Annotated in this window: 16 protein-coding genes; 9 read left to right on the top strand and 7 right to left on the bottom strand. The window is 53.5% G+C overall.

Going from position 1 to position 13813, the window contains the following annotated elements:
* Window positions 1-193 precede the first annotated feature (193 nt).
* From EJQ19_RS32050 to EJQ19_RS28660, 6 genes are all read left to right on the top strand, one after another.
* A complete protein-coding gene (locus EJQ19_RS32050) occupies window positions 194-367 on the top strand; it encodes a hypothetical protein (RefSeq protein ID WP_164716782.1) in 174 nt (57 codons plus the stop codon).
* Window positions 368-604: 237 nt separating this feature from the next.
* A complete protein-coding gene (locus tag EJQ19_RS28680; protein ID WP_126144661.1) occupies window positions 605-1279 on the top strand; it encodes a cupin domain-containing protein in 675 nt (224 codons plus the stop codon).
* Window positions 1280-1548: 269 nt separating this feature from the next.
* The gene (locus EJQ19_RS28675) at window positions 1549-2025 is read left to right on the top strand and encodes a DUF7490 domain-containing protein (protein ID WP_126144660.1); all 477 of its coding nucleotides are present in this window, start codon (window positions 1549-1551) and stop codon (window positions 2023-2025) included.
* A 17-nt stretch (window positions 2026-2042) separates the two neighbouring features.
* Window positions 2043-2951 carry a Gfo/Idh/MocA family protein gene (locus EJQ19_RS28670; protein ID WP_126144659.1) on the top strand — a complete coding sequence of 303 codons (909 nt, stop codon included), beginning with the start codon at window positions 2043-2045 and terminating at the stop codon, window positions 2949-2951.
* Window positions 2952-2972: 21 nt separating this feature from the next.
* On the top strand, window positions 2973-3965 hold the full coding sequence (locus EJQ19_RS28665) for a Gfo/Idh/MocA family protein (RefSeq protein WP_241243123.1): 993 nt from the start codon (window positions 2973-2975) through the stop codon (window positions 3963-3965).
* A 111-nt stretch (window positions 3966-4076) separates the two neighbouring features.
* Window positions 4077-4316: a hypothetical protein gene (locus EJQ19_RS28660; RefSeq protein ID WP_126144658.1), complete on the top strand. Its 240-nt coding sequence runs from the start codon at window positions 4077-4079 to the stop codon at window positions 4314-4316.
* Window positions 4317-4463: 147 nt separating this feature from the next.
* Here EJQ19_RS28660 and EJQ19_RS28655 read toward each other — a convergent pair whose 3' ends face one another.
* Window positions 4464-5528 (bottom strand): LLM class flavin-dependent oxidoreductase, encoded by a 1065-nt coding sequence (locus EJQ19_RS28655; protein ID WP_126144657.1) that lies wholly within the window; start codon window positions 5526-5528, stop codon window positions 4464-4466.
* A 121-nt stretch (window positions 5529-5649) separates the two neighbouring features.
* Between EJQ19_RS28655 and EJQ19_RS28650 the strand changes: the two genes are divergently transcribed.
* Both EJQ19_RS28650 and EJQ19_RS28645 read left to right on the top strand, forming a co-directional pair.
* Window positions 5650-6528, top strand: a complete 879-nt coding sequence (locus EJQ19_RS28650; protein WP_126144656.1) for an RNA polymerase sigma-70 factor — start codon at window positions 5650-5652, stop codon at window positions 6526-6528.
* A gap of 68 nt (window positions 6529-6596) precedes the next feature.
* Entirely contained in the window at window positions 6597-7040 is a 444-nt protein-coding gene (locus EJQ19_RS28645; protein WP_126144655.1) for a carboxymuconolactone decarboxylase family protein, read from the top strand.
* Between the two features lie 92 nt (window positions 7041-7132).
* On the opposite strand, the gene tatA is transcribed toward EJQ19_RS28645, so the two are convergent.
* Genes tatA through EJQ19_RS28625 form a run of 4 tightly spaced genes read right to left on the bottom strand, consistent with a single transcriptional unit; the run spans window position 7133 to window position 10664 of the window.
* Window positions 7133-7330 carry a twin-arginine translocase TatA/TatE family subunit gene (tatA, locus tag EJQ19_RS28640; protein WP_126144654.1) on the bottom strand — a complete coding sequence of 66 codons (198 nt, stop codon included), beginning with the start codon at window positions 7328-7330 and terminating at the stop codon, window positions 7133-7135.
* A 19-nt stretch (window positions 7331-7349) separates the two neighbouring features.
* Complete coding sequence (gene tatC / locus EJQ19_RS28635; RefSeq protein WP_126144653.1) at window positions 7350-8084, bottom strand: twin-arginine translocase subunit TatC; 735 nt, start codon at window positions 8082-8084, stop codon at window positions 7350-7352.
* 34 nt (window positions 8085-8118) lie between these two features.
* Window positions 8119-9840, bottom strand: a complete 1722-nt coding sequence (locus tag EJQ19_RS28630; RefSeq protein ID WP_126144652.1) for a GMC family oxidoreductase — start codon at window positions 9838-9840, stop codon at window positions 8119-8121.
* 44 nt (window positions 9841-9884) lie between these two features.
* Complete coding sequence (locus EJQ19_RS28625) at window positions 9885-10664, bottom strand: gluconate 2-dehydrogenase subunit 3 family protein (protein ID WP_126144651.1); 780 nt, start codon at window positions 10662-10664, stop codon at window positions 9885-9887.
* A gap of 173 nt (window positions 10665-10837) precedes the next feature.
* Between EJQ19_RS28625 and EJQ19_RS28620 the strand changes: the two genes are divergently transcribed.
* Entirely contained in the window at window positions 10838-11245 is a 408-nt protein-coding gene (locus EJQ19_RS28620; RefSeq protein ID WP_126144650.1) for a c-type cytochrome, read from the top strand.
* A 49-nt stretch (window positions 11246-11294) separates the two neighbouring features.
* Here EJQ19_RS28620 and EJQ19_RS28615 read toward each other — a convergent pair whose 3' ends face one another.
* Together EJQ19_RS28615 and EJQ19_RS28610 are read right to left on the bottom strand one after the other, a co-directional pair.
* Complete coding sequence (locus EJQ19_RS28615; RefSeq protein ID WP_126144649.1) at window positions 11295-12248, bottom strand: NAD-dependent epimerase/dehydratase family protein; 954 nt, start codon at window positions 12246-12248, stop codon at window positions 11295-11297.
* Between the two features lie 174 nt (window positions 12249-12422).
* Entirely contained in the window at window positions 12423-13724 is a 1302-nt protein-coding gene (locus EJQ19_RS28610) for a UDP-glucose dehydrogenase family protein (RefSeq protein WP_126144648.1), read from the bottom strand.
* Window positions 13725-13813: the final 89 nt, after the last annotated feature.

The following is a 13813-nucleotide window of genomic DNA, read 5'->3' as shown; positions in this document are numbered from 1 at the left end:
TTATGGTCGCTTAAACAGGGAAATAACCGGAACGCGGCCTGTGCTGTACTTTACCCTCTCCAAGAGTTCATTCCAGCAGATTCCACACTTTCCTCATAATTCTATACGTTTGCTACTGTTCAATTGGACAGGTCGTCTCATCCCAACTCCGCATACAATAGAGCATCTTACGGAGAACAGGTGGTGAGACATTATGAATGTGAACTATTACACACTTGCGCTTGGCTTGCTTGGTGCGGTAAAGCTGATTTTGAACGCATTTGGCGTTGAGCTTTTTACAGACGAGACGATGAACGCGATAGCCAACGGCTTGGCTGCCATTATGGCGGTCGTCGGCGTGTATACGAATCATCACAAAGAGGAGTAAGATGCGAAAGTAAACGCCTCTTGGCTGGCTAGACAAGCAGAAGGTTGTTCATGCTCATTGCCGACCATCGTGTCTGCGAAAAGAATATTATGGTGTCCGAACGCATTCCCAGCAAGGCAAGCAGCCGTTTTTTAAGCTCTCGAGGTAGCTCGGAAGTAGGCTGTTGTCACGCATATCGATTCGCTGCATATCATGCCTGTAGTGTGATTGATATGTGAATGGAGTGAGCTTGGCACGATGGATCCATATGTGGAATATACAAATCCGAATCTACAATTCTCGTTCGATTTGAACAAGAACCGGCTGTTCACCAGGAATCAGGAAAATTTTATTAACCGGCTTGGACGGGACAATTTGAATACACTTGGCAATGTGTCGTTATTGGATATTTATTTGAGCCGAGGCCATGTCGTCGAACCGCATTATCATCAAAATGCTGCTGAACTCGTATACGCGACTGCAGGCTCGGCTGCTGTGTCGCTTATCAATCCTTTTACGAATCAAGTGACGACGGTGATGATTTCACCAGGCCAAGTTGCGAATATTCCGCAAGGCTGGTGGCATTGGGAGGTCGCCTTGGAGGATAACACGCATTTGCTTGCGATTTTTGATGCGCCGTTTCCGGAATATATTTTCGGGTCGGACATTTTGACGAAAACCCCGATTGACGTGCTTGCCCATACGTACTGCTTGGATCGTGAGTTGCTCAGCAAGGCGCTGCAGCCGTTGAACAATGAAACCATCATCATCGGTCCGACGGACCAATGCGTGATGCAGATGCACCGTAGTCAGCAAACGGCGGGATACACCCAGCAAAGCTATGAGCAGCAGGCGTATCCGAGCTACAGTCAGCAGAAGCCGGTTGTTGATTTTAACACGCCATATCCCGTGCAAGGGCCCATGTATCGTTAGTCGTTGAGAATAAATAAAGAAGCTGCTTGGCGGTAACGCCCGGGCAGCTTCTTCCATGTACATGTCGGAAAGCGGACCCACTTGCTGTGCAGAAGCCTTGATGGAAATCCATAGGAAAGGGTTGTTTCTTTGCTCGTATCGACCTATACTAGATAAAAAAAGAAAGCGCTGTCATCATAGTTCATTTAAATTTTATAGACATTTTAAAGACTTGTCTTTTATACAAGGCATTGATTATGATGACTATAGCGACATAAAGGGGGCAGTTCATGAACTTCGATTGGAAAATTGCTTTTGTGTCCGACACTTACATGATAAACGGAGAGAGGGAGGGCTCAGTGCCCGGCCAGCAAGATGTTCATGCAGAGCAGCAAATTTCTTATGCGGATGACAGCGAGGATCAGGCAACGATTACGGTTCAGACACGGCTGCGGCATGACAAGGGGAAGGCTTGCGACTGCGCTGTGACGGTGTATTTGGTCGATATGGAGCGGGGCATCGTCGTTAGCCAAATGTCCTCCCGCACGACGCGGCTTGAACCGACGCAGGAGATTTGCTTTGAGCAGCGTGCACTGGCATTGACGCCACGGCATGAGCAGCCGAATTGTCCGGCGAGCTACACCTTGTATACGTTTATATATGTGGATGATGCAATTGTAAGCGAACTGACGGCGGCAGTCGACATCGGTCGGCCATGCCTCGTCAACTTCCTGTCCGAAACTTCCTGCCTGCTCCCGCGAGAATGATTGGTGGAGGGTAACCCATGACAGCATCTACGTTACGAATTGGCATTATCGGTCTTGATTCTTCCCATGCCCCGGCATTTACCGGACTTCTTCACGATGAGCAGCATCCCTATCATGTGCCGGGTGGAAGCGTGACCCATGCGTATCCCGGCGGTTCGGACGATTTTGAAATGAGTTATTCCCGTATTGAGGGATTTACGCAAAAGGTACGCGATGAGTACGGCGTGGCGATTGTTTCGTCGCCGGAAGAGGTTGCCGAGAACTGTGATGCGATTTTGCTGACAGCGGTTGACGGCCGTGCGCATTTGGAGCTTTTCCGGCGCATTGCCCCTTATGGCAAGCCGGTTTTTATCGATAAACCGATGACAGTCTCGTCGTCGGACGCGGCTGCCATTATTGAAATTGCAGCGCGTTATCGCGTGCCGATCATGAGCTGCTCTTCGCTCCGCTATGCCGAGGAGTTAACGCTTGCACTGCAGGACGCGACCCATGGCGATGTGATCGGGATGGATTGCTATGGTCCAATGGCGCTGCAGGCGACGCAGCCGGGGCTTTTCTGGTATGGCGTTCATACGGTGGAGATGCTGTACCGAACGCTTGGCAGAGGCTGTGAGAAGGTGGTGGCTCAGGTAACGGAAGAGCATGATGTCGTGACAGGCATTTGGAAAAATGGCACGATCGGCACGATTCGGGGCAACCGTCGAGGCAATAACCAGTTCGGCGCTTTGCTGCACCGGGAGAAGAACTCCCAATTCGTGGATGTCTACAACCATCCTAAGCCTTACTACGCTTCGCTGCTGGAAGTGATCATGCATATGTTCCGTACCGGTGAACAGGGGATAGATCCAGCGGAAACGTTGGAAGTTATTCGCTTCATGGAAGCGGCGAACCTTAGCAGGGAAACCGGCGAGCCGGTGTATCTATAAATGAGCGAGGATGCGGGAATCATGTCATCAACTGAAACCATGCCTTATAAAGTTGCCGTACTGGGCGCAGGCGCAATTGCCAAAAGCCACTTTGATGCGATCGCAAAGTCAGACAGCTATTCGGCTTGTGCGGTCGCCGATATTCATCTGCCGCGAGCGGAGGCTGTTGCATCAACGTACGGTATTCGAGCGTATCAGGATTACCGGGAACTCATCGTCACGGAACGTCCCGATGTGGTGGCGATCGCGCTGCCGCACTTCTTACATAAGGATGCGGCAATTTTTGCCGCGGAGCACGGCTGCCATCTCATGCTGGAAAAGCCAATGGCCCTTAATGTGGCTGAGTGCGACGCCATTATCGAGGCGGTGCGGAAAGCCGGTGTCCGCATGCTGGTCGGGCACACGCAGCATTATATTGCGGAGAATATCCAAGCGAAGCGGATTTTGTCTTCCGGCGAGCTCGGGGAGCTCGTCATGATTCATGATGCGCGGCATTTGAACTATTTTCAGGATTCGCGTCCGCAGTGGTTCCTGGAGAAAGACAAGTCCGGCGGGGGAATTCTGGCAAATCTCGGCACGCATTCCATCGATAAAATCCAGTGGCTGACAGACAGCGCCGTCCATAAAGTCAGCGCATCGACGACGCACTTCGGCCGTCGCGGCGATGTTGAGGGGAGCGGTATCATTTACCTGGAGCTGGCGTCCGGCATTCCGGCGACCATTGTGCAGTCCGGCTATCTGGGCGCGAACCGCAATGAAACAGAAATCATCTGCACCGGTGGCATGCTGAAGCTGCTGACAGGCAGCTCCCTGTGGATCTCGCGCGGCGGACCTTACGAACAAGTGGCGCCGGAGCCGATTGCGTCGTCGTTCGAGCTGCAGTACGCCGATTTGCTGGAGGCGATCCAAGCGCAGCATGACCCGAGCTGCACGCCGGAGTACGCCCGCGGCGTGATTGTCGCGCTGGAAGCCGTATACCGCGCGGCGGAGACAGGCGTGGAGCAGTTTTTGTAGGTTAAATGACACATCGGCCGATGGGCTGGTGTGTTTTTTTTGTATACGGGCAATAAGACAACTTAGTTGTAACTACTTTGTTACCAGTGGCACCAAGAATTATGCCCCTGTTTGCTTAGAAAGCAAGTTGAACAAGCATGCGCCAAGATGTTTGTTTTCCACTACAAGGTGTGGGAACGAGAACCCGAGAACGCGTTAGGCTGGAGCATCAAGCCTGCAAAAGAGCAGGAATTTTCCTCTTTCCTTTCTAATTTGGATGAAATGCCTGCAAAAAAACAGGAATTTTCAATGAAATTCCCTTTTTGGGGCAAGTTTCGCCTGGAAACCTGCTTTATCGCAGGCATTTGGTGAAAACCGTATTGGTTTTTGAAAAAAGCCTGTCTTTTCGCAGGAATGTTCTTCTCCTCTTCGACAAATACCGGTTCCCAAGGTTATGAGGAAGCCGGGATTACAACCAAAAGAGGAACCGCGGTCAACCGAACGCGGTTCCTCTTTGCGTTACACCGATCCGATCGTTTTGCGGACGATCGGGGCGACTTTCGTGCCGAGCAGCTCGATGGCTCGCAGCACTTCATGATGCGGCATCGTGCCGACGTTCACGTGCAGGAAAAAGCGGGTGATCCCCAGATTCTTATGCAGCAGGACGATTTTCTCTGCGACGTACTCGGGATCACCGACGTACAAGGCGCCGCGCAGGCTGCGCGCGGCATCGTAGGTGGCGCGGCTGTAGGCCTGGCCCCAGCCGCGTTCGCGGCCGATTTTGGTCATTTGCGCCGCTGTCGGCGCAAAAAACGATTCCGCGGCCGCTTCCGTCGTATCCGCCACGAAGCCGTGCGAATGTGTGGCGATTTGCAGTTTGCTCACGTCGTGGCCGGATTTCGCCGCGGCTTCTTTATAGAGCGCGACGAGGGGCGCGAAGCCCTCGGGCATGCCGCCGATGATGGCGAAGGCGATCGGCAGGCCGAGAACGCCGGCGCGAATCGCCGACTCGGGGTTGCCTCCGCTGGCGATCCAGACCGGCAACGGCTCCTGAACGGAGCGCGGATACACGCCGAGGTTCGGTATCGGCGAGGTGTGATTGCCGCCGGGCCAGTTCACTTTTTCCGAAGCGCGTATGGCGAGAAGTTGGCTGAGTTTTTCCTCGAACAGCTCATCGTAATCTTCCAAACTGTAGCCAAAAAGTGGGAAGGACTCGATAAATGAGCCGCGTCCGGCCATAATTTCAGAACGGCCATTGGAAATTGCGTCAAGTGTAGAGAACTGCTGGTAAACCCGGATCGGATCGTCCGAGGAGAGAACGGTCACGGCACTCGTCAAGCGAATGTGCTTGGTCATGGCTGCCGCGGCAGCGAGCACGATCGCCGGTGCCGTTCCGGCATAATCGATGCGGTGATGCTCCCCAATACCGTAGACGTCCAGGCCGGCTTGATCGGCCACGACGATTTCTTCGACCGCTTGGCGCAGGCGCTCCGCGTGGGAGATGGCGATGCCTGTAGCCGGGTCCGGTGTTGCTTCCAAAAACGTACTGATCCCAATTTCTATCGATGATGCTGATGTATGCATGTATCGTAACCTCCTTACTTTTCGTACATATTGTCTCACGAAGTGCTTGGCGTTTCAAGTTCATTCGATTATGATGGAGGACAGAGTTAGGTAGAGCCGAGCAAAACGGGAGTTGATATGGATGAATTTGGAAGATATCTACCGCGAGCATCACGCCTTGTTCTTCTCCGTGGCGTACAGACTATTAGGGACGGTAGCGGATACGGAAGATATTTTGCAGGATGTATTTATTTCACTGCAGGGGTTGCCACTGGAGGACATTTCCAATCTCAAAGCTTATATTGTTAAAATGATTACAAACCGGTGCCTGAACGAGCTCAAATCGGCAAGAAAGCGAAGGGAGAGCTATGTCGGCCCTTGGCTGCCTGAACCGATAATGCAAGGCAGCGAAACGGGGCCTGAGGCCAGATTTTTGCAGGAAGAGTCGATTTCCTACGCTTTTTTGGTGCTGCTGCAATCGTTATCGCCGACAGAGCGCGCTGCCTTTGTCTTAAAAGAAGTGCTGGACTACGATTATGCGGAAGTGGCGGACATGCTGCTCAAATCCGAGGTAAATTGCCGGAAAATCGTCAGCCGGGCCAAAGCGAAAATCGAGGAAGCTCGCAAAAGGGAATGGCGGGGGCAAGGCGACGCGAGCCCCTTGGTTCATTCGTTCTTGAGCGCCGTGCGAACCGGCGATTTTCAGGGCTTCGTCTCGCTGCTCACCGAGGATGCGGTTCTCGTCTCCGATGGCGGAGGGAAGCGCCGTGCTGCGTTGCGACCTATTCTGGGCAAGTCGCGTATCCGCGGCTTTTTCGAGGGGATTTTTGCGAAAGGCTCGTTGGATGGCGAAATTCGGCCGGTATGGTTCAACGGGCAGGCCGGAATATTGCTCCTGAAAGCCGATGGCACGCCGGATATGCTGATGGGATTCGACCTCGGCGAAGGCGAGACGGCTGCGCGGCATATGTACATTTTAAGCAACCCCGATAAATTAAAAAAATTAATTTTCACGGCATAATGTCACAATACCTCGGGCTCATTTGTCTTATGTGCGTAAAAAGAAAAATGAACCTGGAGGGATTCAACATGGAAGTTCGCATCCAACATGGCAAAGTTAATCCGGAAGCGTATCAAACGATGCAAAAACTGGAAGGTTTTATTAAATCAAGCGGGCTCGAACGGACCTTATACGAGTTGATTAAAATTCGCGCTTCGCAAATCAATGGCTGCGCGTTCTGTCTCGATATGCATACGCGTGAGCTGAAGGAGATGGGCGAAACAGATCAACGTATTAACCTGATCTCGGTCTGGCACGAATCGCTGATCTACTCGGATCGGGAAAAGGCGGCGCTGGAACTGACCGAATACGTAACGCGCATTGCCGATAAGGGCGTACCCAACGACGTGTATGCACGCGTGCGGGAGCAATTTACGGAGAAGGAATACGTGACGCTGATCATGGCGATCAATACGATCAACAGCTGGAACCGCATTGCGATTTCGACGGGGATGTTCCCGGGGTGCATGTAAGAGAAAAGGGAAAAGGAAAAGACCTGGCGGTGGCCAGGTCTTTTCGGTTAGTTGGTGTGATTGCCCATAAATTGATAAGTAACACTGCCGTTCTACAACGGCTTCTTCCCTTCATTCTCAAGCAAATGATCGTGTTCGCCGTCTTCGATAATCGTTCTCGTGGAGTTGCGGAACTCACGGAGCGTCTCACCGAAAGCGCGGCCGAGCTGAGGCAGTTTCGCCGGTCCGAAGACGATCAGCGCGATGGCGAGGATCAGGATAAGACCCGATACGCCGATATTGTTGAACATAGAGTGTCCTCCTTTCTGGTTACGTCGTCGGGTTCGCCTCGCGATGCTGCATGGCCCGCCACTGCCAGCCTGCGGCCAGCACGCTGATCTCGAACAAGAGAATGAGCGGCACGGTGACGGAGAGGTGCGACATCATATCGGGAGGTGAGATGCACGAGCCTGTGATCGTTAAAGCAAGGTAGGCGTATTTGCGCGACGATTTAAGAAGCTGCGGGGTGAGCAGACCGATTTTGGTCAGAAACAGCAGCACCACCGGCAGTTCGAAGGCGATCGCCATCGGGAAAACGATTTGAAACAGAAAAGCAAAATAGTTGTCGATCCCGTAAGTTTCCGCTGCCCCGACCGTCTGGTTCATCCGCATCATAAAGCGGACCATCATCGGGAAGACGACCCAATAGCTGAACGCCACGCCGCCTAGAAACAATGCGAATGCCACGGGAATGTAGGGAAGGGCACTGCTGGCTTCCCGTTCCGTCAAGCCGGGTTTGACGAACGCCCAAGCCTGGTAGAGGAACACCGGCACGGTAAACAGGAGGGCAAAGAGCAGCGCGCACTTCATATAAATCATAAGCCCGTCGGTGAAACCGAATACGTTCCAATGGATTTCACCGATTAGCGGCTGCGATTTGAGATAGCGCAGGATGTCCGTCGACAGGTACAAGCCGGCCCCGAGCGCGGCCACGAACCAGATGGCGATCACGATCAGCCGCTTGCGGACTTCGGTCAGATGAACGATCCAATCTTCTTGTCCCATGTCCGTCTCCTTTCCTTCGGGCGCAACTGGCCAATTAAACAAGCATGCCGCCGGATTTCAGGTACTTCGAGATGCCTTCGGCTGCCCGGTAAGCGAGCGCGCCAACGGTGCCGGTCGGGTTGTAGCCGCTGTTATGGGCAAACGCCGAAGCGCCCACGACAAATACATTTTCCGCATCCCACATTTGCAGGTAGTTGTTGACAGCGGAGGTGGACGGATCACTACCCATGATGACGCCGCCGGTATTGTGGGTGGACTGGTACGGCACGATATTGTAAGGGCCAAGCTGGTCGGACGATCCGATCGTCGTCGGTTTCATTTCCTTCATAATCTCAGCGGCTTTGCCAGCCATGAATTTGACCATTTGACGATCCTGTTCCTCAAAATCGAACGTAATTCGCGGAAGCGGCAGTCCGTATGCGTCCTTGTATGTCGGGTCGAGATCGACGTAGTGGTGGCGCCATGGCAGGGAGCTGCCCTGCGGAGCGACGGAAATGACGCTGTTCGCATATTTCAGCGACTGTGCTTTGAAATCTTTGCCCCAGGCAGGTGTTCCCTTCGGTACGGAATTGTTTTGGATCGGCCGCTGGCCGGTCTGGGAAATCCGGATGCCGGCGCCGTGCAGGAAGTTCAAGTTGGTGTGGTCAAAGTTGTCGCCATTGAAATCGGGAATTTCCATGCCGAGCGATCCTGCGCCTGCGTACAGATTGAATTCCTTATCGTCAAAGAAACCGGAAGCGGAGCCGCCGTTCGTTTGATAACAGTAATTTTTACCGATAACCCCTTTGCCGGAAGCGGGATCGTACGGCTTGCCCAGCTTGGAGGTAAGCAGAAGCTTAATGTTGTTAAATACATAGCTTGCCATGATGACGACGTCGGCCGGCTGCTCGAACTGCTCCCCAGTGACGGTATTGACGTAAACGACACCGCTGGACTTCTTGCCGTCATGCAAGATCTGAATGACATTCGAGTAGGAGCGAAGCTCGAAATTGCCGGATTTCTGCGCAATCGGCAGCACTGTGACGACGGCGTCGGCTTTGGCGCCGTACTCGCAGCCGAAGCGCTCGCAGTAGCCGCAGTATTGGCAGCCCGCACGGGTAATCCCGTCCGGATTCGTGTACTGCTCCGAGAGGTTGGCGGACGGCATCATATACGGGTGATAGCCGAGCTTTTTAGTTGCATCCTCAAACAGCTTGAGGATCGGCGTCTTGACCATCGGCTTCGTAGGGAACGGAGCGGAGCGCTTGCCGACGAGCGGATTTTGCTCCGCCTCGCCGGAAATGCCGGCCATTTTTTCAAATTTATCGAAATAAGGTTCGAGCTGGTCGTAGGTAATGCCCCAGTCCTGCAGCATCATGCCTTCCGGGATCTTTTGTTTGCCGTAGCGCTCGACAGTTTTGCTGTAAATTTCAAAATCGTAGGGAAGAAAACGGTACGTCTGCCCGTTCCAGTGAATGCTAGCGCCACCCAAGCCTTCGCCCAAGAGGAAGGAGCCGTATTCCCTCATCGGCACGGCAGCGATTTTGTCGTTATTGCGGAAGGTGACTGTTTCTTTGGACAGGTCTTGCATTAAATCATAGCGGGAGGCATAGCGCAGCTCATCGTGCACCATGTAGTAGTCCTGCGTGCCCCGAGGCTTGCCGCGCTCAAGACCCACAACTTTGACGCCCTGCTTCGTCAATTCGGCAGCGATGATACCGCCGACCCAACCCATGCCCACGATAACGACGGGCACTTTCGGCATTTTGGTAGCCATAATTCTCGTATCCTTTCTTGGTGGGGGTTATTTCGGAAAGTCTCTTAATGAACAAAATGATCGTGCAAGCTGCGCGGCTCCATAGCCACGAACGCGTCTTTGTCCACAACGTTGGTGTAGCTCATTTGGTTGCCGGGATATTTCCGCATTTTCCAGCCTGCCATGTTTTTGTTGCCGCCGTACAGCGGGTCGGAGTAGACGCCCTCCATAACCAGAACGCGGAAGAGATTGAAAAACGTTTTGCCCGTTATGCCGTTCACAACATTGATTTCGCCTTTCTCCATGGACGTCAGAATCGCATCCTGCTCTTCGGGCGCCAGCTCCGTAAACGACTTGCTGTGCTTCGTTTTGCTCGTTTCTTCCAGCGTGTTCAGTCCCATCGTGATCAGTTCATGCCGTTCGATGCTCTGGTAGTCACCTTGTGTCGCTTCGCCTTTGACGAAAGGTCCCATGCGGTATGTACGCGCATTGACGCCCCACGGACTGGCGAGCTGATGATCGATGTAGAAGGCGACTGCGAGATCGGTTGCGCCCGGATATTTATCATCTTTTGGGAAAATGCGCTCGGCGGCCGCTTCCGCAATCTGCAGCTGCTGTTGGTTGAAGAACATCGGGGCCTGGTTGAAATCGGAAGGTCCCTGCGCTTGCGGTGCGGCAGATGAAGATGGGGAAGGAGAAGGTTCCCCTGCCGATTTCTTAAAGCCGCCGGAAACGGCGCTGCCGATAACACCCCCTACGACGGCTCCGCCGATTGCGGTTCCCGTATATTTGAGAAAGCTGCGGCGAGATTGGTCTGGTGCCTGTTCATTTGGTCGTTCTGCCAATGGTATGACCTCCTTGGAAGATTGTGCGTATGCAGGTGAATACGGGTAGCTTGCACAAGGGAGATTTTTCTTATACAGACTTGCGCATAAAAGTTAAGCGAAGGGGCATCTTAGGGATGTAAAGAAGCGTTACCATTCCCATGAGAAGCGAAAAGGTTAGGAGAAGCCTCGTCATGAAGAAGACATCCATAATCGTACTTGCCTTATTGGTGGGCGGATCGCTGTCGGCGTGCGGCAAGAGCCAAACGACGCCAAGCGCCACACCGGCGGCAACGGCAAGTCCTAGCGCGACAACAAGCCCCAGTGCAACAACAAGCGGCGGTGCCGGCGGGGTAGGCGGCGGAACGACGACGGCCTCCGGCGATGCGCAAACGGTGTTTAAAGCAAACTGCGTGGCCTGCCATGGTGCAAATCTGGAAGGCGGAGTCGGCCCCAATCTGCAGAAGATCGGCGGCAAATTGTCCAAAGATCAAATTATGGCCACAGTGACAAACGGAAAAGGTGCCATGCCCAGCTTTAAAGGGACACTATCCGCAGGCGATATCAGCTCGCTTGCCACTTGGCTCGCAGACAAAAAATGAAAAAACAAAAATCCTGCTTGTCAATCACTTGACAGGCGGGATTTTTGCATTAATCGGGGGATATGTGGGAGATCAAATACTTGAACTCGGCGTCAAGTCCGGTCTGCAAGTCCGTTTCCGGAGCATAGCCGAGCAGCCGCTGCGCCTTGCGAATGTCGGCCCACGTATGATTCGGCTCGCCGATCGGTTTGCCCATCAGCTGCACGTCGATTTTGCGGCCGAGCAGCCTTTCTATGATCGCGATGCATTCCAACACGGATGCCCGCTCTTTGCCGCCGATATTGATCGTTTCACCAATAATCTGCTCGGCGTGGACGGTCGCAGCGATGGCGGCGACACAATCGCCTACATACGTAAAGTCGCGGGTCTGCGTGCCGTCTCCATTCAGAGGGATCGGCTTCCCTGCCAACGCATGGGCGATGAACTTGTGAAACGCCATATCCGGCCGCTGCCTCGGTCCATACACGGTGAAAAAGCGAAGGATGACGAGCGGCAGCTTCGTCGTATGGGCATAAACCTTGCAGAGATACTCACCGGTCAGCTTGCTTACGCCATAGGGAGAGAGCGGCGAGGTTGTCGCCGTTTCGGACACTTGGCCGAGCTGCTCGCCGTATACGGACGAGGTCGAGGCGTATATAAATTTGTGAATCGGAAAGTCTCTGCATCCTTCCAACAGCCGCTGCGTTGCGGCGATATTATTGTCGATATACTGCTTGAAATCTGCGCCCCAACTGGACCTGACCCCCGGCATCCCCGCCAGATGATAAATGATATCCACACCCGGCAAAATGCGTTCCCAATCGGCTGTCAGCAGATTTTCTCGTAAAAAAGTAAACCTCGGGTGAACGAGCAGATCCTTGATATTGTTCTCTCTCATGGAGACCGGAGTTGAGCTGGGGATGAGCCCGTCCACTCCGATGACATGCACAGCCGGATCTTCGAGGAGTTTCTCGCAAAGATGGGAACCGATAAACCCGGCGGCGCCAGTGACGACTATTTTCATCCAAAAAACCTCCTAGGGCGAGTCTGAATGCTCCGAGGGCCGCAGATTTTGCCGAATTTTCGTTCCATGCAAGGAACTTTTGTGAAGGCGTACTGGGGGTACGTCAGCGAAAGTGACGCAGCAGGGGGCGAAAAGGTGGGGAAAGATGCCCCTGAGCGGGTTTTCAGACACGCCCTAATTCCGCGCTGCATTGCCGATGCCCGAATAGGTGTACCCGAGCTCCGTTAATCGCTGGCGATCAAGCACGTTCCTTCCGTCAAAAATGTTCAGCTGTTTGAATTCATCCCGCAGCTGTTCCCAATCCGCGTTGCGATAGACGTCCCATTCCGAGCACAGAATGGCGGCGTCGCAGCCTGCGACGGCGTCTTCCAAATGTTCCAGCTGCCGCACCCCGGCCGATTGCAAGCTCGCTGGAAGCTTGGCGACGGGATCGTGCACGCGCACCTGCGCCCGCTGTGACGTTAAATAGTGAATGACGGCCAAGGAAGGCGCTTCCCGTAAATCGTCCGTATTCGGTTTAAAGGAAAGGCCGAGAATCGCGATGCGTTTACCGGCAAATCCGCCGATCTTTCGCTCCCAGAGCTGCAGAAAATGTTCAGCCTGCGTTTCATTCACTTCATGCACCTGCTCCAGAATAGAGAGCCGGGTGTGCTGCTTCTTCGCGATGTGCAGCAGCGCTTTAATATCTTTGGGAAAGCAGGAACCGCCGTAGCCAATGCCGGCTTTTAAGAAATGCGGTCCAATCCGGTGATCGTATCCCATTCCGATGGAGACATCGCCTACGTTGATGTCCAGTTGTTCGCACAGTCGGGCCAGCTCATTAGCGAACGATATTTTAGTAGCCAGAAAGGAATTGGACGCATATTTGATCATTTCGGCGGTTGTGGGCGTTGTGAGAAAGCAGGGGGCGTTTAATTTCTCATAGAGCGATTCAATGTGAAGTCCTGCGGCCTGATTGCGGCTGCCGATGATAATGCGATCCGGATGAAGCGCATCCTGCAAGGCGCTGCCCTCCCGCAAAAATTCGGGATTGGAGACGACGTCGAAGGGTATGGGATGCGGCTGAGCCTCAGCGATCCAGGCTGTGAGGCGTTCGTTCGTATGGATGGGGACGGTGCTCTTGATTACGATGACTTTATAATCGTCCATGCTTTGACCGATTTGCTCGGCGACCGCACGAATGTAGCGCAAGTCCGCGCTCCCGTTCTCATCGGAAGGCGTGCCGACACAAAGGAAGAGGATCGAGTTCTGCCGAATCGCTTGCTTCGCTTCAGAGGTGAAACGGATCCGCCCCGCAGCTAAGTGCTTATCCAGCAAATCTTGCAATCCGGGCTCATAGAACGTAAGCTTCCCTTCCGATAAGGTCTGTACTTTGCGCTCATCGGCGTCCAGCCCGGTTACTTCGAAGCCGAGTTCCGCAAACACAAGGGCGGTCGTCACCCCGACATACCCTGTTCCAATTATTAAAATACTCAAGCTTACCCCTCCTTCGGATGAACCAATCACGACCTTTGTCTGCGCGAAAGACGAGTCCTTCAGGAGCTGGGCTTACCTCCTTGTCTTTT

The sequence above is a fragment of the Paenibacillus whitsoniae genome, assembly GCF_003955665.1.
Taxonomy (GTDB): Bacteria; Bacillota; Bacilli; order Paenibacillales; family NBRC-103111; genus Paenibacillus_E; species Paenibacillus_E whitsoniae.
Note: the sequence above shows the minus strand (reverse complement) of the source record. Positions and strands in the feature narration are given on the sequence as shown.